This is a genomic window from Paenibacillus sp. FSL P2-0136, assembly GCF_037975325.1.
GTDB classification, from domain to species: domain Bacteria; phylum Bacillota; class Bacilli; order Paenibacillales; family Paenibacillaceae; genus Paenibacillus_AQ; species Paenibacillus_AQ silagei.
Window position 1 is genome coordinate 1,865,966 of record NZ_CP150244.1, and the last position, 25,378, is coordinate 1,891,343.

Annotated in this window: 14 protein-coding genes; 7 read left to right on the top strand and 7 right to left on the bottom strand. The window is 54.1% G+C overall.

Going from position 1 to position 25,378, the window contains the following annotated elements:
* Positions 1-109: 109 nt before the first annotated feature.
* Both NYE26_RS07720 and NYE26_RS07725 read right to left on the bottom strand, forming a co-directional pair.
* Positions 110-1,144, bottom strand: a complete 1,035-nt coding sequence (locus tag NYE26_RS07720) for a LacI family DNA-binding transcriptional regulator (RefSeq protein ID WP_076079097.1) — start codon at positions 1,142-1,144, stop codon at positions 110-112.
* Between the two features lie 449 nt (positions 1,145-1,593).
* On the bottom strand, positions 1,594-3,342 hold the full coding sequence (locus tag NYE26_RS07725) for an alpha-glycosidase (protein ID WP_339255024.1): 1,749 nt from the start codon (positions 3,340-3,342) through the stop codon (positions 1,594-1,596).
* 865 nt (positions 3,343-4,207) lie between these two features.
* On the opposite strand from NYE26_RS07725, the gene NYE26_RS07730 reads away from it, so the two are divergent.
* From NYE26_RS07730 to NYE26_RS07760, 7 genes are all read left to right on the top strand, one after another.
* Positions 4,208-5,542: a maltose ABC transporter substrate-binding protein gene (locus tag NYE26_RS07730; RefSeq protein ID WP_036721401.1), complete on the top strand. Its 1,335-nt coding sequence runs from the start codon at positions 4,208-4,210 to the stop codon at positions 5,540-5,542.
* Positions 5,543-5,643: 101 nt separating this feature from the next.
* Entirely contained in the window at positions 5,644-6,957 is a 1,314-nt protein-coding gene (locus NYE26_RS07735; protein ID WP_209872835.1) for a sugar ABC transporter permease, read from the top strand.
* On the top strand, positions 6,954-7,802 hold the full coding sequence (locus NYE26_RS07740; RefSeq protein ID WP_209872832.1) for a sugar ABC transporter permease: 849 nt from the start codon (positions 6,954-6,956) through the stop codon (positions 7,800-7,802). The genes NYE26_RS07735 and NYE26_RS07740 overlap by 4 nt, the downstream gene beginning before the upstream one ends.
* Before the next feature lie 120 nt (positions 7,803-7,922).
* Positions 7,923-10,103 carry a methyl-accepting chemotaxis protein gene (locus NYE26_RS07745; RefSeq protein ID WP_339255025.1) on the top strand — a complete coding sequence of 727 codons (2,181 nt, stop codon included), beginning with the start codon at positions 7,923-7,925 and terminating at the stop codon, positions 10,101-10,103.
* Between the two features lie 92 nt (positions 10,104-10,195).
* Entirely contained in the window at positions 10,196-10,870 is a 675-nt protein-coding gene (locus tag NYE26_RS07750) for a Type 1 glutamine amidotransferase-like domain-containing protein (RefSeq protein WP_339255026.1), read from the top strand.
* A gap of 463 nt (positions 10,871-11,333) precedes the next feature.
* Positions 11,334-12,230: an AraC family transcriptional regulator gene (locus NYE26_RS07755; protein WP_339257391.1), complete on the top strand. Its 897-nt coding sequence runs from the start codon at positions 11,334-11,336 to the stop codon at positions 12,228-12,230.
* 152 nt (positions 12,231-12,382) lie between these two features.
* Entirely contained in the window at positions 12,383-13,888 is a 1,506-nt protein-coding gene (locus NYE26_RS07760; protein ID WP_339255027.1) for an alpha-glucosidase/alpha-galactosidase, read from the top strand.
* 515 nt (positions 13,889-14,403) lie between these two features.
* Here the strand turns inward: NYE26_RS07760 and NYE26_RS07765 are convergent.
* The 5 genes from NYE26_RS07765 to NYE26_RS07785 all read right to left on the bottom strand — a co-directional run bounded on the left by NYE26_RS07765 (position 14,404) and on the right by NYE26_RS07785 (position 25,270).
* The gene (locus NYE26_RS07765; RefSeq protein WP_339255028.1) at positions 14,404-14,979 is read right to left on the bottom strand and encodes a DUF2812 domain-containing protein; all 576 of its coding nucleotides are present in this window, start codon (positions 14,977-14,979) and stop codon (positions 14,404-14,406) included.
* On the bottom strand, positions 14,979-15,311 hold the full coding sequence (locus tag NYE26_RS07770) for a PadR family transcriptional regulator (protein WP_036692768.1): 333 nt from the start codon (positions 15,309-15,311) through the stop codon (positions 14,979-14,981). Before NYE26_RS07770 ends, NYE26_RS07765 begins: the two co-directional genes overlap by 1 nt.
* A 282-nt stretch (positions 15,312-15,593) precedes the next feature.
* Positions 15,594-16,754: a sporulation protein YhbH gene (yhbH, locus tag NYE26_RS07775; RefSeq protein ID WP_209872814.1), complete on the bottom strand. Its 1,161-nt coding sequence runs from the start codon at positions 16,752-16,754 to the stop codon at positions 15,594-15,596.
* A gap of 114 nt (positions 16,755-16,868) precedes the next feature.
* On the bottom strand, positions 16,869-18,554 hold the full coding sequence (locus tag NYE26_RS07780) for a DUF11 domain-containing protein (protein ID WP_339255029.1): 1,686 nt from the start codon (positions 18,552-18,554) through the stop codon (positions 16,869-16,871).
* Positions 18,551-25,270: a hypothetical protein gene (locus NYE26_RS07785; RefSeq protein WP_339255030.1), complete on the bottom strand. Its 6,720-nt coding sequence runs from the start codon at positions 25,268-25,270 to the stop codon at positions 18,551-18,553. Before NYE26_RS07785 ends, NYE26_RS07780 begins: the two co-directional genes overlap by 4 nt.
* Between the last annotated feature and the right edge of the window lie 108 nt (positions 25,271-25,378).

Consider the following 25,378-nt stretch of genomic DNA (forward strand, 5'->3'; position numbering starts at 1 on the left):
CGGGAATCCCTCTACCAGCAACATTCTGAACTTTAGCGCAAACGTTTGTGCAAAGTTCCAAAAAATAAATGAAGCGTAACTCTGCTTCATTCATTTTCTTGTACATGCCTTAATTTCCCGGAGCATGCATAGAGGACTCCCGTACGATTAGACGGTGGGGAATGACAAAACGATTCGTATATCCGTCCTGATTATCCGGCTTCTGAATGTTCTGGATCAGTACCTGAGAGGCCGTATAGCCAAGATGATAAATCCCGATATCAATGCTGCTGATCGGAGGACTGGACAGCTCGGAGAGCGGGATATTGTTGAAGCTGACAATCGCCAGATCCTCAGGGACCTTGTACTTCAGCTCGTTCAATCCGCGGAGTACCCCGAATGAGACCATATCATCCACCGCGACAAGCGCTGTCGGACGGTTCGGAAGATTCATGAAGAAGGACATTGCCCTATAGCCGCTGTCCTGCAGAAATTCGCCTTCAACGATCCATTCATCCTTCATTTCCAGACCCTTGCCCTGCATGGCCTTGCGGTAACCCTCCAGCCGGTCGCGCGAGACGATGAGGTTCGGCGGCCCGCTGACGAAGCCGATGCGTTCATGCCCCATGGAGATGAGATGATTCGTCGCATCATAGGCGGCCATGATATTATCATTGTCCACTGACAGAATATCCTCGTAGCGGTCGCTCCGTCCCACCAGGACAAAGGGATAACCGCCCGACTGCAGGAAATCGATCACCGCATCGTCTTTACGGGAATACAGCAGAATAACGCCGTCCACGCGGCGTCCCTTGAGCAGACGGGAGACAGCTTCAAGCTCCTCCTTCTCGTTCGCCCCGGAGCTGATCAGCACATCATAGCCGGAACGGCTAGACTGAGTGACGATCCCGCGGATTAATTCCATAAAAAACAAATTGGAGAACAGCTCTTCAGCCGGTTTCGGAAGAATGATGCAGATACTGTTAGTGGTCTTGGATACCAGACTTTTGGCCATCATATTCGGGGTGTAGCCCATTTCTTCCATAATCACTTTGACCTTACGGGAAGTTTCTAAGCTGATTCTGGGATGGCCTGACAACACCCGGGACACCGTGGAGGGTGAGACCCCCGCTTTCTTGGCAACGTCCTTAATGGTAACTGTCATAGAAACCTCCTAATGGAACCGTTTGCTTTACACAGTAATATTAATCGAAGTGGGGATGATTGTAAATAGTGAAACCTCGCATAGAGCGTAATCCCCGTGGCTTCTACGTTCTGAGCACTACACAGCGATACGGCTTAAGCTATTGTGAATCTGGAAGTGGAGCAGAGGGGTATGCAAATCTGTGCAATGAACAAGGGGATTTTGTGCAAAATTAGTGCAAATAGAGTAGAGTTTGTCTTATCAATCTCTAAAAAGTAAGCAGTTGAACATTACTTCTCCGGAAGATTAGCTGGCTCGAAAATTTCAGCAGACACCTATAAATACTCATTATATAGAGGACACAACAGAATTGATTCTATTGTGTCCTGAACTAAGTAGTAGCTCTATTTCATTCTACAAACGTTTGCGCCAAAATGTTCTGAATCAGCCCATAAGAAACCGATCAGAGTTTAGGACATATTGGCCTGAAGTACGGCGAAGCCGTATGCCGGCAGCCTCAATGACAGCTTGCCGCGTTCGGCATGGATCGCTTCGCCGGTCCATAGGTTCTCCCAATTGCGTTCCTGAACGTCCAGCCGGAAGGTCTGCACCGTCTCCTCTGTATTAATCAGTACGATAATCAGATCATCACCCAGACTGCGCTCGTAGGCCAGCTTGCTGCCCCCGGCTGAGGCTTCAAGGAAGGTGAAGCGTCCGGTGCGCAGCGCCGGATGGCTGCCGCGGATCTCAATCAGCTTACGGTAAAAGTTGAATAAATTGCGGTCCTGCCGCTCCGGGTCCCACTCCATACATTTACGGCAGTCCGGGTCGCCTCCGCCATCCATTCCGATCTCGTCCCCGTAGTAAATGCAGGGCGTGCCCATGAAGGTGAACTGGAACAGTGCAGCCAGCTTCATGACGTTCTTATCGCCCTCGGCTACAGTCAGCAGACGCGCAGTATCGTGGCTGTCCAGCAGATTGAAGGCGACCTCACTGGCCTGGAGCGGATACCGGGACAGCTGTCTGCCGATCGAATGGGCGAAGCCTTCCGCATCCAGCGTTCCGTAGACGAAGAAGTCAAGCACTGCATCTGTGAACGGGTAGTTCATGACGGCATCGAATTTGTCGCCTTCCAGCCAAGGGGCTGATTCATGCCAGATCTCGCCCAGAATGTAAGCCTCGGGATTGGCACGCTTCACGACTTTGCGGAAATCACGCCAGAATTCGTGATCCACCTCGTTGGCCACATCCAGACGCCAGCCGTCGATGCCCACCTCCTTGATCCAATACTCGGCGACCTTCAGCAGATACTCCTTCACCTCAGGATGCTCTGTATTCAGCTTCGGCATCAGCGGCTCGAAGGCGAAGGCATCGTAGGTTGGAATATTGTTCACGACCTGGAGCGGATATTCCCTGATATGGAACCAGTTCTTATATTCCGAATCCTCGCCCTTCTCCAGTACGTCCACGAACGGGGCGAAGGTACGGCCCGCATGGTTGAAGACCGCGTCCAGCAGCACACGGATGCCGCGCTCATGACAAGCATCGACCAATCTTTTCAGCGTGTCCACATCACCGAAATGCGGATCGACCTGCATATAGTCCTCCGTGTCATATTTGTGGTTGGTGGTGGCAGTGAAGACCGGTGTGAAATAAATGCCCGTAATGCCCAGCTCCGTCAGATGGTCGAGATGATCTATGACACCCTGCAGATCTCCGCCGAAGAAATTATCCGGCCGGGGGGTTCCGCCCCAAGGCTCCACATTATCAGGACTTATACCGGGATTGCCGTTAGCGAACCGTTCCGGGAAAATCTGATAAAACACCGCATCCTTGACCCAGGCCGGAGGTGTGAAGACATCACCGCGGCTTATGTAGGGGAATTCAAACAGCCGGTTGGGGTTCGCGGGACGCTCCTTCTGGAAATCACTCTCTGTCATCCAGATCCGTTCTTGGCCCTGCTGCAGCAGGAAGCCATATTTCAGCCTGCGGTAGAGCGGAACCGATTCGCATTCCCAGTAATCGAACATTGCATCGGAAGTGAACAGGGTCATCGGGATCAATTCCTTGGTGGTGTCCCAGGCATATTTATCACCCGCCCAGGCGAAGACCTCGGTCAGATCCCCCTTCTTGGCACGCAGCCGCAGGTGGATGGTGTTGTGATCATAGGCATACGACCAGTTCAGACGGGGACGATGATACACGGCTTCTAATAACATATTAATTCCTCCTAGATTTAGTTTGGCTATATAGATTGAACTTAAAAATTTAAGTTAAGGGAAAAGTGGCGGAGGGGAATTTTGGAACTGGAGGAGCGGTAGCGACCGCCTTTGTCTGCGGATTTCGACCGCGAACAGCGGTATAAATCATGAAATCTGCAGACAACAGCGGCCGGAAGTCCAAAACTTCTCTGGAGTCACGGCTAATCCCAAAACATAAAAAACAGTGGTTCAATTTATATAGACTACACACCCGATTCTGCACACAACAAAAAGGCACAACCGCCGGTTAGATTACGCCGAGGTTGTACCCGAGAAGGGACAGTGCCTTTAGATTGGTGAAGAATGAGGTGTTTCATGATGGTTTGGATTATAGCACGGAACAAAATGAGGTTCAAGAGGTTTGTACAAACAGTTGCACAAAGTTTCAGGAAGGGGAAACCGATTTCCAAAGTCTGTAAATTGATAATATTTAGCAATTATACAACAATATTCGTCTAAATACGACAAAAAATGCAGAAAAGAATTTTTAAACCGAAGTATATTCAAGTTATTTAAAGAAATCATGTGATAAAAAGAGTAAAGGTAACATTATCCATAATAAACGGCTGAATTCTATTGAATTTACTATGTGCAAACGTTTTTACAACTGCGAGTTAGCTGATGTATTATGGATTCAGGAATGAAGCGCTTTCTAAACCGGGTATAACGTATTCGGAAGAGGCAATTGGAGAAAGCAGAATTTTTTTTGAATCCTCTGAAATCGTTTGCGCAAAGTAGGGAGCAGCAACGTCAAGTCAGTCAAGTCAAAAGAAGCATCATCGTCAAATCAAGTGATATACACACACAGGAGGGGTTAAAAGGAATGAATCTCAAAAAACTTATGGTTCTCACCGCAGCGTGCTCGATGGCAATGTCAATTACGGCGTGCGGCTCAAACAACAATGCCGGAGGAAATGCGGCAGCGACTAATGCTCCTGCGGATAATGCAGCAGCTACCGATAATGCGGGGGCAGGCAGCGACAACGCACCGGCAGCAGGTGAGATCGTCCCGGAAGAGGGCGCTTCACTTGTGATCTGGGAGAGTAAGGAAGAAAGACAGTTCGCTGAAGAAGTTGCGAAGCAGTTCACTGCCAAGTATAACGTTCCGGTCAAAATTGAAGAGGTAGCCCCGCCGGATCAGGTTGGCAAGCTCACCCAGGACGGCCCTTCCGGCCTGGCTGCGGACGTCATCATCATTCCTCATGATAATCTCGGCAAGGCGGCAAGCGCGAGTCTGCTGCTCCCTAATGATATTTTTGCAGAACAGACCAAGGCGGAGAACACTGAGGCTTCCATCGTGGGTTCTTCCTATGACGGCGAGCTGTACGGCTATCCGAGAGCGGCGGAGACCTATGCGCTGTTCTACAACAAGTCTCTGGTCAAAGAAGCTCCCAAATCCTTCGATGACGTCATTGCCTTCAGCAAAACGTTCACGGATAAAGCCAAGAACCGTTACGGCATTATGTGGGAAGTAGGCAACATGTACTTCAACTATCCGTTCATCGCCACTACCGGAGGTTACCTGTTCGGCAAAGACGGTACCGACAAGGACGATATCGGCCTGAACAATGAAGGTGCGATCAAAGGCCTGACTGAATTTGCCAAGCTGAAGGAAGTCCTGCCGATCAAGAGCGGTGACATTAACCCGGACATCAAGCGCAGCCTGTTCAACAGCGGTGATGTCGCCATGGATATTACAGGACCTTGGGAGCTTGCGGGATATAAAGAAGCGCTGGGCGACAACCTCGGAATTGCTCCGGTTCCTACTATTGACGGCAAAACCGCCATTACCTTCTCCGGGATCAAAATTTTCACCGTCAACGCCTACACTCAGTATCCGAATGCGGCTAAACTCTATGCACACTTTGCTTCCGGCAAAGATTCGCAGCTGACACTTAACAAGCTGGTCGGCTCCGTGCCGACGAACCTCGAAGCGCTGAAAGATCCGCAGATTACGGGTGACGAGTTCGTATCCGCGTTCGCAGAACAGGCGAAGAACTCCCAGCCGATGCCTTCGATTCCTGAGATGGGGAACGTCTGGAGCCCGGTGAATGCTGCACTTCCGGCCATCTGGGATAACAATACTGATCCGAAGGCAGCCATGGACAAAGCCGTAGAGCAGATTAAAGACCTGAACAACGGGGCTTCTGCCCAGTAACTACACAATCAACAGCTTACCGTGGAATTAGAGTTGCCCGCCGCATAGCCTGCGGCGGGCAGTTTCCTTGAATTCCGCACGGAGAGGAGAACGGAAGGGAAATGCAGCGACACAAAGCGAGAGCTGGAATACTGTCGGCCATTTTTATGGGACTCGGGCAAATATATAACCGCCAATTCATCAAAGGGCTTATGTTCATAGCTGTAGAAGCTGTGGCACTTATCTATTTCATTAGCAATCTGGGAAGAGCCTTCTGGGGGATTACTACGCTCGGGGAATCTCCAAGCCGTCTGGAAAAGGTAAAGGGGATTGCCAAAATGGTTCCCGGGGACCATTCCATCGTCATTCTGATTGAAAGCCTGATCACCCTGCTGTTCTTTGTGTTATTCCTGATCATCTGGTACATGAATATTAGGGATGCCTATAAAATCGGAGCAGAACGCGAAAACGGCCGTCCGTCCAATACATTTAAACAATCTGTACGTTACATCCTCGACTATAAATTCGCCCAGAGCTTCCTGCTGCTCCCGGGTATGGGCATTCTGTTCTTCACCATTATGCCGATCATCTTTATGATCATGCTGGCCTTTACCAACTATGCTGCACCGAACCACATTCCTCCGGCGAAGCTTGTAGACTGGGTAGGGTTCGAGACCTTCCGCAATCTGCTGGTGCTGAAATCATGGAGCCATACCTTTTACGGTGTACTTACCTGGACCATTATCTGGGCGGTTCTTTCGACTGTAACTACTTATTTCGGCGGGATGCTGGTTGCCCTGCTGATCAGCCAAAAAGGCATACGCTTCAAAGGCATGTGGAGAATGCTCCTGATTATTCCTTACGCTATTCCGCAGATGATCTCGCTCCTGTTGATGCGCAACCTGTTCAACGGGCAGTTCGGCCCGATCAATCAGTATCTCGGCTATTTCGGACTAGGCGGCCTGCCTTGGCTGACTGATCCATTCTGGGCCAAGGTTACGGTTATTGTCGTCAACATGTGGGTAGGAATTCCGGTATCGATGCTGCTGATTATGGGGGTGCTGACTACGATTCCCCGCGATATGTATGAGGCGGCCGAAGTGGACGGTGCGACCAATTACCAGAAATTCCGTATCGTTACCCTGCCGATGATTCTGTTCTCTACCGCACCTACGCTGATTATGCAGTTCGCGGGGAATATCAACAACTTCAATGCGATCTTCCTGCTGACGGGAGGGAACCCGGTGAACGGAAACTACCAGTACGCCGGCTCGACGGATCTGCTCGTCACCTGGCTGTATAAGCTGACGCTGGATCAGAACAAGAATAATATGGCGTCTGCGATCGGTATTATCCTGTTCATCATTGTTGCCGGGTTCTCCCTGTACAATTACCGCCGGACCAAATCGTTCCAAGAGGAGGACATGATTCAATGATCATCGGACGCAAGGCAGCGAATTTTATTCGTCTCTGCTTAAGCTATATCGTTCTTGTTGCACTGGCGGTTGCTGCAATCTATCCGGCACTCTGGATCCTGCTTGCTTCGTTCCGGCCGGGTAAATCCCTGTACAGCAAGACGCTGATTCCCGAGACATTCACCCTCGCCCACTATAAGGAGCTGTTCACCTCACCGGTCTATATGTTTGGAACCTGGTATGGGAATACGCTTAAGATTGCGGTGTTCTCGATGCTGATCGGGGTGGTGCTGACGCTGTTGACCAGCTATGCCTTATCCCGGTTCCGGTTCAGAAGCCGCAAGACCACCATGTCCACACTGCTGATTCTCGGGATGTTCCCGGGCTTCATGAGCATGATTGCCATCTATCTGCTCCTGAAGGAATTCAACCTGCTGGATACCCATCTGGCGCTGATTATCGTCTATGCGGCCGGAGCGCCGCTTGGAGGAACGCTGATCGCCAAGGGGTTCCTGGATACGATTCCGCGTTCGCTGGATGAAGCCGCGCGGATTGACGGGGCGAGCAACTTCGGGATTTTTACCCGGATTATTCTGCCTTTATCCCGTCCGATGATTACTTATATAGCGCTGACCCTGTTTGTGGGCCCGTGGGTCGATTTCATCTTCGCCAAGCTGATTCTGCGGACCAAGGAGAACTGGACGGTTGCCGTGGGGATGTGGGATATGGTCAATACGATGCAGAATTCCAACTTCACGCTGTTCGCGGCGGGAGCCGTGCTGATCTCTGTACCCATAATGATTCTCTTTGCCTTCCTGCAGCGTCTGCTGGTTGACGGCCTGACGGCGGGGGCCAGTAAGGGGTAGAAAATAGTAATTAGACCATGTATGTACGAATAACGGGTGCGGCCTTGAAGCAGTTCTGAGGGGCTGCACCTTTCTTTTATGGAGGAGAAATCGTAATCTGCATGATAAGGGGAGAGTGTAATGAAACGGCGGCGATTCATTAATTTCAGCTCGGTTGGCGTCAAGTTATTCGTAATTCTGTTCTGTACTATTGTCCTGTTGTCCTCAGTTCTGGGCTTAACCTCCTATTATGCGGCAAAAGGGATCATTACCGATGAGGTGGCAGCAGCCTCCTCACAGTCCATTGTCCAGGCGGCGGACAAGCTCGATTTCCTGTTCGCTGAATATGAAGCGCTCTCCAGGCAATTCGCTGTAGATCCGGCGTTAAAGGCTGATATGGAGACGGTTAATCGCCCGTCCGCCGGTACGGTTGCAAGGTCAGCCGCAGAGGACCGGATACGCCGCAAGCTGGACTCCGTCAGAGGATCGGATGAGCGGCTGCTCGGAGTCCGGCTGGTCGCAAGAAGCATGGTGGACGCCGAATCCTACAAATCGACGGGGATTAGCGGAGTGCGCAGTGATGAAGGCATCCTGGCCCGGATGAAGGAGATTGATAACGGTAAAGGCAATCCGGTCTGGTTCCCCGTCCGGGCTAAAGGCTTCTTCGACGCGTACAGCGAGTCCGCTATGACGATGGGCCGTCTGCTGCGGAATATTCAGAATCCGGCGGCAGAGTATTATATGCTGATCGAGGTGAAGGGGCAGGCACTGACAGATGTGCTGTCCAACCTGCATATCGGGCTGGGTGGGGAGATCCGCATCCTCGATTCTTCGGGCCGGGTTGCATACAGTGCTGACGATGCACTGCTCGGGCAGGCTTCTTACATACATACTGGAGCGTTAAAGGACGGGGCGCTGACGGGAGTGCAAAAGGGTGAGGAGCAGAAGCTGCCTGGGGCAGTGAAGAGTGAGGAGCGGGAGCTGACCGGAAAACGGGAGAATGAGGGACAAGAGCCGGCCGGAGCACGGCAAGGGGAGAGCGGGAAACGGTCCTTCACAGCCGGGGATGAGCAGGGGAGTGCGCAGCTGGTAGTCTACCAGCCGTTGAGTACAGCGGACTGGACGCTGCTGGGTTATGCGCCGGTGAGCGATTTCACCAAATCGGCCGACAGGCTGCTCTATATTACCTTGCTGGTAGTCTTGGCTGCAGCCTTGATTGCTCTGATCATTGGCTATGTTCTGGTGCGGCTGATCGGCCGTCCGCTTGGCAAGCTGGCCCGGCTGATGGAAGAGGGCGAGCAGGGCAATCTGCAAGTGCGGACCAGCTTCAAGGGCCGGGATGAGATCGGACGGCTGGGCCACGGCTTTAACCGGATGATGGAGCAGATCTCTCAGCTGGCGGGCCGGAGCAGCAACTCGGCTGCTGAAGTGCTGGCTACCGCAGAGCAGCTCGTCGCAGCTTCGGGGGCGATCAGCGGCCAGGCCAGCGAGGTAGCCGCTGCGACCGGCGAAATCGCAGGCGGAGCTGCCAGTCTGGCGGCTGAAGCGGAGAGCAGCAATGCCAAGGTAGAGCTGATGGGCGGCAAGACCAGCGAAGTAGCAGAAAGGAATGCAGTGATGGCCGCTTCCGCTGAGAAGGTCATGGAGGTCAGTGACCAGGGAGCGGAGCGGATGAAGAAGCTGGTATCGCAGAGTGAGGATGTGCTGAAGCTGATGGACCTGATTCAGGAGAATTCAGCTATGCTGCGGGATAGCACGGTGCTGATCCGCAGCATTCTCTCCCCGATGATTGCGATGAACAAGCAGACGAATATTCTGGCGCTGAACGCTTCAATTGAAGCCGTGCGCGCAGGCGCCGCCGGGAGAGGCTTCATAGTCATTGCCAATGAGATCAGAGGGCTGGCTAATCAGTCGAGCGAGTCGATTGCCTCCGTCTCCCGGATTACCGAGGAGATCAGTAGCCATATCGAGAACACGGTCAAGGTTGTGAGTGAGGCTGCACCGATGTTCCACAGCCAGCTGGCCTCGGTCCGGGAATCCTCGCTCATCTTCGGGAGTGTGAGGGCCGAGATGGAGGTGTTCAGCGGAGTTCTGAACCAATCCTCGGCGGCGGTCTCCGAGCTGGCCGAATACCAGCAGCAGCTGGGACAATCCATGGCGAGTGTGATCTCGGTAGTGCAGCAGACCAGCGCCTCTACGGAAGAGGTGGCGTCCATGTCCTCACAGCAATTCACGGTCAGCAGGGAGTTGGTCGCCCTGTCGCACAGGCTGGAGGAGCTGGCGGAGCAGCTGAAGCAGTCGATGATTTCTTTTCAGGGATGATGGGATAAAAGGATGAGGGGGAGCGGGCGAGGAAGCGTATTGCGGGAACCTGCGCTTTTCTATAAGATGGATGAGGTAAGATGCAGGATATCTTGAATACTGAAGGTGATGTCATGGACAAGCATTTATTTCTGAACGGCGGCGGTCCTCCGTTTACCCGTGGACTGGCACGGAGGTTCGTAAGCGTGATGGCAGCAGGACCAGTCGCTGTATTATTTGAAGAAGGCGAAGACTGGCCGGACTATATGGCAGCTTGCATGCAGCCGCTGGTTGACGCGGGGATAGCTGAATTCTGTTATCTGCCGCTGAAGTCTACTGAGGTGAAGACTGCTGTAGAGAGTCTCCAGACTTGCGGCGGGATCGTCATCGGGGGCGGGGATACAGATCTGTATGCCGACCTCATTGTGGAGACCCCTATCGGTGAGATGATCCGGCAGCGTTATGAGTCGGGAATACCGGTTGCGGGATTCTCGGCAGGAGCGTTGATTAGCCCGGAGCGGTGTGTAATTTCGGCCAAGGATAATGAGAGCAGACAGTTCAAACACCGGCAGGGCCTCAATCTGATTCCTGATCTGCTGCTATCCGTCCATTTCACCCAGTGGGATGAGGAAGAGCATTTACGGACAGCGGTCCGCACCCTCGGCGAGCTGCCGAATTACGGCATTGACGAAGAGACAGGCATCTACCTGCTGAATGGACAGCCCGAAGAGATAGAGGGCGGCGGGGTGTATAGTCTGGTGAATGGAATATTAACAAAGATTCATTGAGGATAATGAACGGGGAGCAGAGGGCGCGGGCCTTCTGCTCTTTTTTTTGCGCCGGGAAGCCTGGGCATGTAGGACGTAAGCTGGCTAGGAAGCGGTGGGCAGAATGTAATCGGAAAACCGATCACAATCGGCTGGCGAGGGGTGCGTGGGCGGAATGTATGCGGAAAACCGAATACAATTTGCTGGCAGAGGGGGACGTGGGCGGAATGTATGCGGAAAACCGAACACAATTTGCTGGCGAGGGGTGCGTGGGCGAAATGTATGCGGAAAGCCGAACATAATTTGCTGGCGAGGGGTGTGTGGCCGGAATGTATGCGGAAAACCGAACACATTCGGCTGGCGAAGGGGTGCGTAGGCTTGTGGATGGGGGGAGGGGGTCAACCCGCTGCTTGTCCTGCCTGCGATCAAGCGATACACTTGTGCTATCGATACTGGCAGAGGGGAGGCGGGCGGTGTGGCGGAGATGAACGGGAGTCTTTTTGAGCAGGGATTGCTGGAGCGGGATTATAGCCCGCACTTTCTAGCTTACTATTATAAGCAATGGAGCAATTATACGATGGCTTACCATCATCACAACTCCACGGAGATCATGTATCTTATCTCAGGCAGCTGTGTGGTGGAGGTGCGGGATGAAGCGGGCGGCGATACGCCCTTCCGGCTGAAGCGGGGAGAGATGATTCTGCTGGATGCGGAGGTGCCGCACCGGCTGATTGTGGAAGAGGGCTCCTCATGCCGGATGCTAAATGTGGAATTTGCTTTTACCGAATATGGGGGCGTAGTTCCGTCCATTGGCAGCTTGGCCCGGGAGGAGGAGGTGCTGGCAGAGCTGCTGCGGCATCCGTTCGATAGTCTGGTGTTGTCCGATCAGGAGGAGGTTTTCCATGTGTTGAAGGCGCTGGTGCTGGAGCTGGATCAACGCGGGCGGAAGGGGAGCAGCCTGGTGCATCTGCTCTTTGCGGAGCTGCTGCTGCGTCTGGCCCGGCTGCGCATGGAGTCGCTCCCGTCCAGCCAGCAGCCCTCACAGCTCTACGTGCGGCGGGCCATTGAGTTCCTGCACCAGAATTATGACCGGAGCATTCAGGTTAAGGAGGTTGCGCTCTCCGTGAATGTTCACCCGGGTTATCTGCACCGCATCTTCCGGACGCACACAGGGCAGACCCTGACGGACTACCTGAACCAGCTGCGTATGGAGAAGGCCCGGATGCTGCTGGGACAGGGGGAGATTCCGGTAGCGGAGATTGCCGACTATGTGGGGATCAGCAGCAGGCAGTATTTTCATCTGCTATTCAAGAAATATTCAGGCTGCACTCCTATCGAATACCGCAACTCTATCGAACGCCATTACTGGAGTGAAGGATAGTTTCGTGTTCAACCGGGGAAGGGTATGGCGTATAGAAAGTTAGGATTGTTGACAGGATGCCGGCAAAATGGTCATGATATTGGTTACGCTTCCGGCAGTCCCCTTGTTACAATGGACAGGAGTCAATAATTCATTGCCGGAGGATGATTATTATGTCTTTTAAAGTAACCTTTATCGGGGCAGGCAGTATCGGGTTCACCCGCGGACTGCTGCGCGACCTGCTGACTGTGCCGGAATTCCGTAATATCGAAGTTTCGTTCATGGATATAAACAGCCATAACCTGGACATGGTCACCGAACTGTGCCAGCGGGATATTAAGGAGAATGGTCTGGATATCACCATCTCTTCCACTACGGACCGCAGGGAAGCGCTCAAGGGGGCCAAGTACGTATTTTGTACTATTCGTATGGGGGGCCTTGAGGCCTTCGCTACCGATGTGGATATTCCGCTGAAGTATGGCGTGGATCAGTGTGTAGGAGATACGCTGTGCGCAGGCGGGATTATGTACGGGCAGCGCGGGATTGCGGAGATGCTGGAGATCTGCCGTGATATCCGTGAGACAGCTGCGCCGGATGTATTACTGCTGAACTACTCGAATCCGATGGCTATGCTGACCTGGGCCTGTAATAAATACGGCGGTGTGCAGACCATCGGGCTCTGCCATGGCGTACAGCATGGACATCAGCAAATCGCTCAGGTGTACGGCCTGGAGAAATCGCAGGTGGACATTATCTGTGCCGGGATCAATCACCAGACCTGGTACATCTCTGCGAAGCATGAAGGCAAGGATCTGACGGCAGGTCTGCTGGAGGCTTTCGAGAAACACCCTGAGTACAGCCGCACCGAGAAGGTGCGGATCGATATGCTCCGCCGCTTCGGCTATTACAGCACGGAATCGAACGGGCACCTGAGCGAATATGTGCCCTGGTACCGCAAGCGCCCGAGCGAAATCATGGACTGGATCGATCTGGGCGTGTGGATCAACGGGGAGACGGGCGGCTACCTGCGTGTCTGTACAGAAGGCCGCAACTGGTTCGAGACGGATTTCCCGAACTGGATGAAGGACCCGGCGCTGGAGTACATCCCGGAGAAGCGGGGCGAGGAGCATGGCTCGTTTATCATCGAAGGGCTGGAGACAGGACGCGTGTACAGAGGCCACTTCAACATGGTGAATAACGGCGTGATCTCCAATCTTCCGGCTGACGCCATTATTGAAGCGCCGGGCTACGTGGACCGCAACGGCATCTCAATGCCGCTGGTCGGCGACCTGCCTCTCGGCTTGGCGGCAGTCTGCAACGTCAGCATCTCCGTGCAGCGCCTGGCGGTAGAAGCAGCTGTGCATGGCGACGACAAGCTGCTGCGCCAGGCGTTCATGATGGACCCGCTGGTCGGTGCCGTCTGCAACCCGAAGGAGATCTGGCAGATGGTTGACGAGATGCTAGTGGCCGGAGAACAGTGGCTGCCGCAGTACAGCGCAGCCATTGCGGAAGCGAAGGAGCGCCTCGCTTCCGGTGATCTGATCCCGACGAACGCCGGCAACGAAGGTGCCGCCCGTCTCAAGGTGAAGTCAGTAGACGAGATGATGCAGGACCGCGAGGCCGCGAACAAGAACGCCGGGGAATCCGACAAAGGCAAGGACCGCGAGAAGGTGCTGTAAGCGGAGCAGGCATAAGCCTGGTCGGAGCGGAGAAAGATTGGAATTAGGGCTGTCCCAAAAGTCATGATGACTGCTTGGGATAGCCCTTTATTTTGGCGTAGGTGGAGGTGGGGGTGGGGGGCGAGCGGGCACGCGGTCCAGATGTATGCGAAAAACCGAACACAATGTGCTGGAGAGCAGGCACGCGGGCCAAATGTATGCGAAAAACGGCTCCCCTTGCTGTGATGGGGGAAATAGGTGGATATTGGGCACTTGCTAACCAATAAATAGACGATACTCCGGCAAGAGTTGGAAAAACAACACTTAAATATTCATACCTCTCCCGGTAGCAGCCAAATCGGCAATAGCAGATGCTGTTTTTCCACTTAGTTCCCTATAATCGCCAAACGTTGAAGAATTAAGCTGCATTAATCCACTTGTTATCTGCAGTGGTTGTGGATGCTGTAGCTATGGTTAGCCCGCAGGAGTATTAATTCTACTATTTCCGTTGGTTTGCGAGATTGTAAAGCAGTTCCTCACTCCCTGATCAGCTTCTCCTGCTGCAGCCGCGCGATCTTGCGGCGGATCGGAAGGCTGAGCCAGATGAAGAACAGGCCCAGAATGATAACGGACACTCCCACGACGAGGTTGATTTTGTAGATGTTAGAAGAAGTGTTCAGCATAATCAGCATGAGATTTAAGGAGCCGATGATCAGCTCCATGAACGCGAGGGACAGATAGACTTTATAGATTCTCTGATAGTGATTGATCTTGGAATCTGCATCGGTATAGATCTGGAAGGGGCCTTCCGAGGCCTTCCTTCTGAAGAACACCCAGCGTTGGTTCATGAAGGCACGATTGGCCTTGGTAGGGGTTCCGGATGGCACCCGCTCGGCTCCGGTCTCCTCCATGAATTGCAAGTAGCCTGCCGCCTCCTTCGGGTCCTTCTCCAGCAGCTCAATCCGGTAAATATACTCCCCCTTAGCGCTCTCTTCGAACACATAACGGGCCCAAGAATGCTCCACCAGGGCCAATCCCTTGGCCGACATTTCATTCAGCCACGCTTCTTCCTTCTCGAAATCCATGAAAAATTTGCGCACCACCTGACTCATTACACTTCGCCTCCCAGTAGTTTTCTTCCATTAGTGAGCAACTCGTCAAGCCTTGTCATTTCACTCTGGACGATCGATTTGCCTAGCTCCGTAATCTGATACTCCTTCTTGCGGGAATCTTCTCCGCCAGCCAGCAGCTTGATCCAGCCTCGTTCCACAAGTGTGCTTAACGCCCCGTATAACGTGCCTGCACCCAGCTCCACACGCTGATTGCTCAGCAGCTTCACGTTCTGCATAATCCCGTAGCCGTGCATCGGGGTGAGCAGGGACAAGAGGATATAATAGACGCCTTCGGTCAGCGCCCCGTATTCATTGTTGCCGGACAATGCCATCACCTTCCTTATCGCGTATCTTTGAGCTTCATTTCACAGACCGGAAATTTCCTGTGTATCATTCGGCGTTATAGCATCTGACGTTATACCATGTGTCGATATATCGTTAACCGATACATTTAGTATATCGGCTGCCGATATAATAGTCAACAGGGTTTTTGCAGCCAACATCCGCGCACCAAAAATCCCCTGCCCGCCGTTCACACGGTTTGCAGGGGATCCTTCTTACAGTATGAATCTGCGCGTAACGCTCATTCTACGGTCAGTCTGGAGAGCAGCTGCTCAGGCTTCGATTGCTTTTTTGCCGAAAAAAGCCTTCAGCGCCAGATACACTTCCTTCTTATCCTTAATCACATAATGCATGAACTGCTCCTGCTTCAGGTGGCGGTAGGCGGACATCAGGGTGCTGCTGCGGTTGTACTGGTTCACCTCGCCGTAGCCGAACATGTTGCTGCGCTTCAGCAGCTCGCCGATCAGCTTGACGCAGCGCTCATTGTCGGAGGTCAGATTGTCGCCATCCGAGAAATGGAAGGGATAGATGTTGTATTTGGCAGGCGGATAGCGGCTGTCGATAATCTCCAGTGCTTTCTGATACGCCGAGGAGCAGATCGTCCCCCCGCTCTCCCCCCGGGTGAAGAAGTCATGCTCGCTGACCTCTTTGGCTTCCGTATGATGGGCCAGGAACACAATATCCACCTTCTCATACTGGCGGCGCAGGAAGCGGGTCATCCAGAAGAAGAAGCTGCGGGCGCAGTATTTTTCAAAAGTGCCCATACTGCCTGAGGTGTCCATCATGGCGATAATCACGGCATTGGAGTGAGGAACCGTGATGTCATCCCAGGTTTTGTAACGCAGATCATCAGGGCTGATGCTGTGTATTCCGGGATTGCCGCTGCTGGCATTGCGCCGCAGATTCTCAAGCAGTGTACGCTTTTTATCGATGTTCGACATCATGCCTTTTTTGCGGATATCATTGAAGACAATCGACTTGACCTCAATCTCTTCCTTATCCTTCGGCTTCAGATGGGGAAGCTCCATGTCCTGGAACAGAATATCCTCCAGATCCTCGAGATCGACCTCGGCCTCAACGGTATCCGCTCCAGGCTGATCGCCGGCCTTATCCCCTTTGCCCGGCTGGGCCGACTGGGAGTCGCGCCCGAGGACATCGCCCACCTGGCTGTCCCCGTCTCCCTGTCCAACATGCTTCTGCTTGCGGAAATTATAGATAATCCGGTATTCATCCAGACTGCGGATCGGCACCTTCACAATCTGCTTGCCGCCTGACAAAATAATATTCTCCTCGGTAACCAGATCGGGCAGATTGCCCTTGATGGCTTCTCTGACCTTTTGCTGGTGACGCTCCTGATCCTGATGGCCTTTGCGGTGAAGGGACCAGTCTTCTTTGGATACGACAAATGCGTATGGACCGGACGGCTGGGACAAGGATGACCACCTCCCATGGACTGTGTTATTCGGTAATGTCACTACGGAGACTAAGACGAAGCAGCAGGTTGTAACTAAAGTATATTCAGGGAGATGGGGGATATGTGAGCTGTATTATTCACTGATTTCTTCAATGAGCAGCTTATAGCTGTTAGAACGGGCTTCGCCGGAGTACCGGCGTCCGTCGATGGTGAACAGATACAGGGCAGCCGTGGAGCCTTGAAGATCCTTGCCCATATAATCCGCATTTATTGTGACAAAGTAAGTGAGTGTGACGGTCTGCCCCGCTTCCAGCGTTCCCAGAGCAACTGTTCCGCTATATGGCGTACCGGGCACGGCGATAGCGCTTATGGTAACGATATCGGGATTAATGACGGTACCCTGCGGTACAATTCGGATCACCGAGACCTCTGCCGGATAATTCCCGCTATTGGACACGTAAATGTTGAATTCCGCGATACCTCCAGGCTCGACGATGGGCGGCTCGCCCTCAATCTGAATGGAAATGATGGGCGTGAACAGCAACGTGGTCACCGCATTGGAGCGGGAGAGCTGCCCGACATTGCGCCCGTCCGGCAGGGAGAACGTATACTGGACCACTCCCTGATTCTGAATGGCCGGCGTCTGGCGGATATCGGTTGCACCTGGAATAGATACGAGAAAATCTACCGTCATAACAGCGCCTGCCCGTAAGGTGCCCAGCGGAATTCCGTCCCCGGGGCGGACGCCCCTCTGGGGAACCCCGTCAATACGGACGCTGTCCCAGACGAACAGTACGCTTGACGGAATGGCGTCCGTCAGCAGCGCGTTCACGGCCAGATTGCCACTGTTCTGTACAGTGAACTCGTACCGCAAGTTGTCGCCGGGCGCCGCGCTGTAGAGATCAACCTTCAGTTTTACCGATAATCCGGGCTGGATGACTGTAATCTGAACCGTGTTGCTTGTGGTGGAGGTTCTGTTGTCGTTGACCTCATAAGAGATCTGCGCGTTCGCCATAATCGCCGATCCTGGAGGGTTCGAGGCCACCCTTACACGGTAGGAGACCTCGGTGCCTGCTCCTGTCGGGAGCGAACCCAGTCCGATGCCTGAAGCCGGGTCAGCCTCAGGTTGATAAATCCCGCCTGCAATAACACTTCCGGGAAGGAAGGAGGTGCCCTCCGGAAGGGGGAGCGCAGCAAGGACTCCGGTCAGCGGCCGGGTGCCTTCGTTCCTGAGTTGAAGGGTATAGGTGACGACATCCCCAATGAAGGTAGTGGGAGTGCTGGCCGAGAGCAGTGAGGACAACTGGTAGGACAGCAGGGAGACACTGACCGGATTGGAGCGGATCTCCCCGTTCACCGTTCTTCCTTCAGGTGTAGTGAAGGAATACGTGCCAACCGCCCTGTTATGCAGCGCGAGTGAAGGCGGAAGCGAGATAACAATGACCTGGAAGGCGATACTGACTCCCGAATGGGCGGCGAGTAGGCCAAGGGGAATGCCGGAAGACGGAGTGACCCCCGGAAGGGGGACTCCGTCTCTAAGCACACTATTGGCAATGAACGAGACGCCTGGGGGAAGCACATCCGTGATGGTGACAACCGCCCCGGTATTGCCGCTATTCCTGGCGGTCACAGTGTAGACGAGCGTCTCCCCCAGGGAGGCGCTCAGGCGGTCTGCTTGCTTTTGCAGCGATAATACCGGGCCCACCACAAGCGTATTGACGGTATTGGAATAGGTAACCGATTCAGTGCCCTCTGCCGAGCTGTACAGAACCATGGACTGATTACTTACGACAGGCTGGAGCTGTGAGCCGTCTGTCATATGACGATGACCTGAACCTGGAAGGTTACCGTTGTGGTCGCTCCCGGGGCGATCGTTCCGATCACAATACCGGTGCCCGGATTTGCTCCGGGACGCGGAGTGCCATCCACAGTTACGCTGCCTGCAACGAACTGGCTGCCGGCCGGGATCGGGTCAACAAGGACCACATTGTTGACGGGAACAATGCCGTTGTTGGTTACGGCAATCGTATAGGTGATGATATCGCCGACTACAGCATCGACAGCTGGTGTGCTCTTCACTGCTGTTACATCCGGTGAGGAGACCGGGATGACGAGTGTATTCGACAGTGTAGAGCCTGAGAGCAGACGTCCATCAGGCGGAGTGAAGGTGAAGGTTGCCGCCGCCTGGTTCACCAGCTGCTGCGGTGAAGGCAGGGAAGCGACAGTTACCTGCAGGGTGACGAGCATAGTAACTGTGGCACCCGCTGGAACTGTACCCAGATTGATTCCGGTAGTCGGATCAGCGCCGGGAACGGGCTGGCCGTTAACCAGTACACTGTTCGGTATGAAAACAGTTCCCGCAGGGATAGAATCGGTTAAGGTGACGACTGCTGCAAGATTACCTGTATTGGTGACGCTGAGTGCATAAGTGACAGTATCTCCAACCGTGGCATTAGTGGTATCCGCAGATTTCAGGACACCGATAATCGGCTGGAATACCGGGGTAATTAGATTATTGGAATAAGAGGCGCCGGAGAATGCCCCGGAGGTGAAGCTGACCGAAGCCTGATTATTCAGTGTGGCCGGATTAGGAAGACTGTTGACGAGAATATTGAAGGTGACCTGGACCACCGCACCAGGGGCGATAGTGCCGAGCGAGATCCCGTTTGCAGGGTTGCCCCCCGGCAGCGGAGTGCCGTCCACGACCACGCTGCCGGCTACAAAGGAAGAACCGGCCGGAATCGGATCGCTCAGCACTGCATTGTTAACCGGTGCAATTCCGTTATTGGTGACTGCGATGCTGTACGGAACGGTATCGGTCACTACGGCATCGGTAACAGTGGTGCTCTTGACCACAAGTACATTCGGCGAAGATACGGAAATCTGGTTGATGTTCGAGCTGGCGGATTGATTGAAGACGCGTCCGTCAGGCAGCGTATAGTTGAAGGCGATAATGGCCTGATTGCTGAGCTGCTGGCTGGCTGGCAGCGTGTCGATCACTACAGAGAATACTATGGTCAGTGATGCACCGGCTGCAACACTGCCCAGAGGGATTCCGGTAGCGGGATCTGCACCCGGAGCAGGGAAGCCGTTAATCAGTACACTGTTCGGAACCAGAGTTGTACCTGCGGGAATGGTATCAGTCAGGGTGGCCGATGCCGCATAGTTCCCTGAATTGCTGACATTAACGGTATAGACAATGGTATCGCCTACCGTTGCATTCTGAGAGCTGGAGCTCTTGGCTGCAGCGATAACCGGCTGGAAGACCGGGGTGGTCACAATGTTCGAGAAGGCTACACTGGACAGGGCACCGGAAGTGAAGCTGACGGATGACTGATTGTTCAGTACACCTGAAGCCGGCAGAGACGTAACCGTTACGTTAAAGGCCACCGTTACAGAAGCGCCCGGAGCGATGCTGCCTATGGTCACCCCGGTAGCCGGTGAAGAAGCGGGACGAGACACGCCGTCTACGAGCACACTGCCCGGTACAAAGGCGGTACCGGCAGGCAGAGCATCTGTGAATACCACATTATTAACCGTAGCAATACCGTTATTGGTCAGGGTCACGGAATAAGTGATGGTGTCGCCCACATTGGTTGCGGTGGTTGCGGTGGTTTTGACGACAGCCAGATTCGGATTCGAGACAGGGATGGTCAGGGTATTGGTGAGCACCGACCCTCCCAGGGTTCTTCCGTCAGGCAAGGTGAAGCTGTAAGCAACCGTTCCCTGATTCACCAGCAGCTGCGGCGATGGCAGTGAAGTGATCACCACCGAGAATGAGACAGCTACAGTGGCCCCCGGAGCGATAGTTCCGGCAGCAATTCCTGTGGAGGGATTAGCTTGCGGCAGAGGCAGCCCGTTAATCAGTACACTGTTCTCCTCAAAGGTAGTTCCGGCCGGGATATTGTCCGTTACGGTCAGAATTGCTGCGTAGTTGCCTGTATTGCTGACCGTTATCGTGTAGGTTACGGTATCACCGACTGTTGCATTGGCGGTATTGGCTGTTTTGACCGCAGCGATATTGGGCTGGAAGACAGGCACCGCCACGGGATTGGAGAAGGTGGAGCCGCTAAATACACCTGAGGTGTAAGTTACTGTAGCCTGATTGTCTATGGAGGCATCCCCGGGTACAGAGGTGACAGTGACACTGTACGAGACGACGGCACTAGCCCCGGAGGCAAGCGTACTGAGTGTAATCCCTGATGCCGGGTTGGCATTCGGAAAAGGCACCCCGTTCACCGATACGCTGCCCGGCACAAAGGCAGCCCCGTCTGGTGTTGGATCACTGAGGATCACATTGTTCACCGGGTCTATACCGTTATTCGTGATATTTACGGAATATGCAATAGTGTCACCTAGTGCCACTGAAGTGGAGGAGGTGCTCTTAACCACCGACAGGTTAGGGGCAGAGACTGCGATGGTCACGGTATTGGAGATGGCACTTCCGCTGAGCAGCCGCCCGTCAGGCGGAGTGAAGGTATAGGTGGCGTTTGCCTGATTGACAAGCTGCTGCGGTGAAGGCAGAGACACGATGAAGACCGTGAAGCTGACAGATACACTGGCACCGGGAGCTACAGTTCCAACAGTAATTCCGGTATCCGGTGCAGCCCCCGGCTGAGGGAATCCGCCGACAATGACGCTGTTGGGGTCAAATGTAGTACCCGCCGGGATGTTGTCGGTTAACGTAACATTGGCTGCAAGGTTACCGCTATTGCTGACCACAATGGTATAGATGACCGTATCGCCAACTGTGGCGTTCAGGTCACTGGCGCTTTTTACAAGGGAGATCTGCGGTTGTGTGACCGGTGTGGTGGTGACGTTGGACGATGAAGAGCCGGAGAAGACCCCGGAGGTGAAACTGACGGTGGACTGGTTATTCACCTGTGAAGGAATCGGCATGGTTATTCTCACCTCGAATGTGACGGCAACGGAGGCTCCAGGCCCCAGGCTGCCGATTGGGATGCCGGCCGACGGAACTGACAACGGCTGGGAGACGCCGCCGACAATTACGGTTCCGGGAAGGAACGCTGCATTCTCTGGCAAGGGATCGCTGAGAATGATATTGCTGACAGAGGTAATGCTGTTATTCGTCAGCACGGAGGTGAATGTAAGGATGTCGCCGGTCACGGCATCAATGGCATTGACGCTTTTGACAACACTGACATTCGGTGCCGAGACGGGAACCGTAAGTGTGTTCGACACGGTGTTACCGCCAAGCTGACGCCCATCCGGCAGGGTGAAAGTATAGGATGCTGCTGCCGAGTTAAGCAGCTGCTGATTTGGGGGAAGCGAAGTAACCGTAACAAGGAAGCTGACTACGACGCTGTCTCCGGGAGCAAGCGGCCCCACCGGAATGCCTGTTAATGGGCTATACCCAGGCAGCGGGGTCCCGCCTATACTTACGCTGTTGGTCTCGAATACCGTCTGCGGCGGCAGGGCATCGGTCAGATTCAGCATTGCCGCGATATTGCCAGTGTTGCTGGCCAGGATGGAGAAGGAGAGCAGACTGCCGACAGAGGCCTGCGCAGGGCTTGAGCTTTTGACCAGTCCAATGACTGGAATGAAGACCGGGGTAGACACTGTATTGGATAGGGCTGCTCCGCTGAATGAGCCGGCCGTAAAGGATGCGCTGGCCCGGTTGCTCAGTTGAGGCGGGCTTGGAATAGAGTTGGCATTCACTTGGAAGACAACGATGCTTGTGGCACCCGCAGCAAGTGTTCCGAGAGCAATCCCGGCATTTGGATTGGCAGAGGGTACGGCCGTCCCGTTCACCGTGACAGTTCCTGCTACAAAGGCACTGCCTGCCGGAGCCGGATCAGACAGCACTACATTGTTAACAGCTACGCCGCTGGGATTGGATACAGAGACGGTGTAGGTAAGATATTCGCCTACAGCCACTGAGGTGAGATTGGCATTTTTGAGAATCGTGATGTTGGGGGCAGAGACTGGAATAGTCACCGTATTGGATACACTTCCGCCGGACAGAGAGCGTCCGCTGGGCAACTGATAGGTATAGCTGCTGCTGCCCTGGTCGGTCAAGGTTGCCGGAGACGGCAGGGACTGGACATTCGTCAGGAAGGTTACGGTCAAGGCGGCACCTGGAGCTACGGACCCGAGCGGGATTCCGCTTACCGGAGAATCTGACGGACGGACCGCACCGTTTACTGTGACGCTTCCGGCGACGAGGGCAGACCCGGCAGGGATCGTGTCAGTTAGGGTCACATTCGCTGCGAGATTACCGGTGTTCTGCACCTGCAGCGTGTATTGTACATTTCCTCCAACCGTGGCGCTGCTTGGACTGGAGCTTTTGACGATAGCGATTATTGGCTGGTACACAGGAGTGAGGATTGTATTGGACTGTGTGATGGCGTTAAATGTCCCAGAGCTGTAAGAGGCCGATGACTGGTTGGCGAGCTGGCCGTTTCCCGGCACAGAGGTGACACTTACCTGGAAGGTTACCGTTACGCTGGCTCCCGGGGCAATGGTGCCCACGGATATCCCCGAAGCCGGATCAGCGGCAGGCCGTGCGGTTCCCGCTACCACCACGCTTCCAGGCACCAGAGTGCTGCCGGCGGGTATCGGATCAGAGAGCACAACGTTCGTGATGGCGACGATTCCGTTATTAGTAACCACAGACGTATACTGCAGGGTATCGCCTACGGCGACATCCGGGAAGCTGGCGCTTTTGACAAGGGCAACATTCGGCAGTCTGACCGGTATGGTGAGCGTATTGGAGGCAGCCGTACCGCTCACGGTCCGCCCGTCAGGAACCTGGAAGGTATAGGCGGCTGTAGCCTGGTCCACCAGCTGCGGGGGAGAAGGCAGACTGTTCACCAGTACACGGAACTGGACTGTAGAGCTTCCTCCCGCCGCGATGGTGCCAATGGCGATCCCGGCGGCGGGATTACCCGCCACAGGCGTGCCGTTTACCGTGAAGCTTCCCGGAATATAGGAGCTGCCGGCAGGAATGTTATCCGTGAGCGTAGTAGTGGCTCCGATATTGCCGGTGTTGGAGATTTGCAGGGTGTAGAGAATCTGGTCTCCGACGGTTGCGTTGGTAGTATTGGCGCTTTTGACAATGCCGAGAACCGGAGAATAGACCGGCAGTGATTGTGTATTGGATGGAATAACCCCGCTCACAATCGGGCCTCCGGCCACACTCTGGAAGGTGAAGGCGGCAGTGGCTGTGTTGGGAACAAACTGCGGATTAGGCAAGGAAGTTACCCTGGCTTGATAGGTAACCGTTATAGAAGTGCCAAGGGCCAGTGATCCCAGCGGGATGCCGGAGGTTATATCATAAGTCGGCCTGGAAACACCGGCAACCACCACGCTTCCTGCGACAAAAGTAAGACCTGCCGGTAAAGTATCTGACAATACAACACTGGCTGCACTTGCCGTACCGGTATTGTTGACCGTTACGGTGTAGGTGACCAGATCGCCAACGATGGTACCGGCGACATTTGCGCTTTTGGTCAAGGAGATCTTGGGCGCATTGATGTCAATTTGCAGCCCGTTGGCGTTAACGACATACGCATCGCCCGAAGTTGTTAAGGTCAGGAGTGCGGAGGACTGGTTATTGACCAGGCGCGCAGAGACATCCACATTCGTGATATCCCAGCCCTGCCGCCCGCCGACAATGTTAGAGCCTGGACTGCCGTTGGTCTGGTTGCGGGTGCCGAACGTACCGGTCGTATTCAGATTGCCGGTATCATTATTAATCTGCGAAGCGAAGAAGTTATTGGCAAAATTGTTAGGCCCGGAGAGGGCGACCTGAGTGGTGGAGGTAGGGCCGAAAAGCGCCTGGTCTCCCGAGCGGTTGGCATCTCCTTCCTGGGCGCTGAACTGGATACGTCCGCCCAGCGCGCCGGTAACAGGTGTGGCGAAGCCTGTAATGGTGGTGACCACCGGGGCCGAGGAGGCTTGGACAAGGACAGCGCCTGCGCGCAGGGACATGTTGCGGAAGGGCAGCGACGGATTCTGGTAGATGACAGCAAGTGTCCAGCCGGCATGGTTGGCAGTGGAATCTCCGGGAATTACAATAGTTCCGACTACACCGCCAGTGACATAGGTTCCGGCACCGGAGGCTTGAATGGTGCTGGTGACATTTGCGGAACGGACATATGCGAGTGCACCCCCGCCCAGATCCACCGAATTGGCTGTGGCTGAATCGGGGGTTACACTGACCGTGTTCCCTAGCGGTGTAGTGAAGGATACAGGATTGTTGATTGCCGCAGTGAGATTGACGGTACCGTTAACATAGGAACCGCCCCAGATCAGCTCGGCATACAGAACTGTGCTTCCGGCAGGGAGAACCAGAATGGCTGCTGAACTGTTGCTCTGATATAGACTGGTAGTGCCAGCAGGATAGGTGCCGTATACAGAAGCTGTATTAATCGTAGAGAAGCCTCCGATACTGTCCTGTGTACCCGGTACACCGGCAGTTTCAGAGCGGCTTAGTCCCAGCGTGTTGCCAGTGAAAGTGATGGCGCCTGTTGCATTAACCGTAGACCGAACGACTAGAGGAATAATTTTCACCTCCTTTTGAATAGAAGCTCAGACAGTCAAAAAAAAGCAGACCGGCTCCTGTGTGCGCCGATATGCCATCTTGCTTGTGTTGTATTAACCTATGTTCCGTTTTGGGCA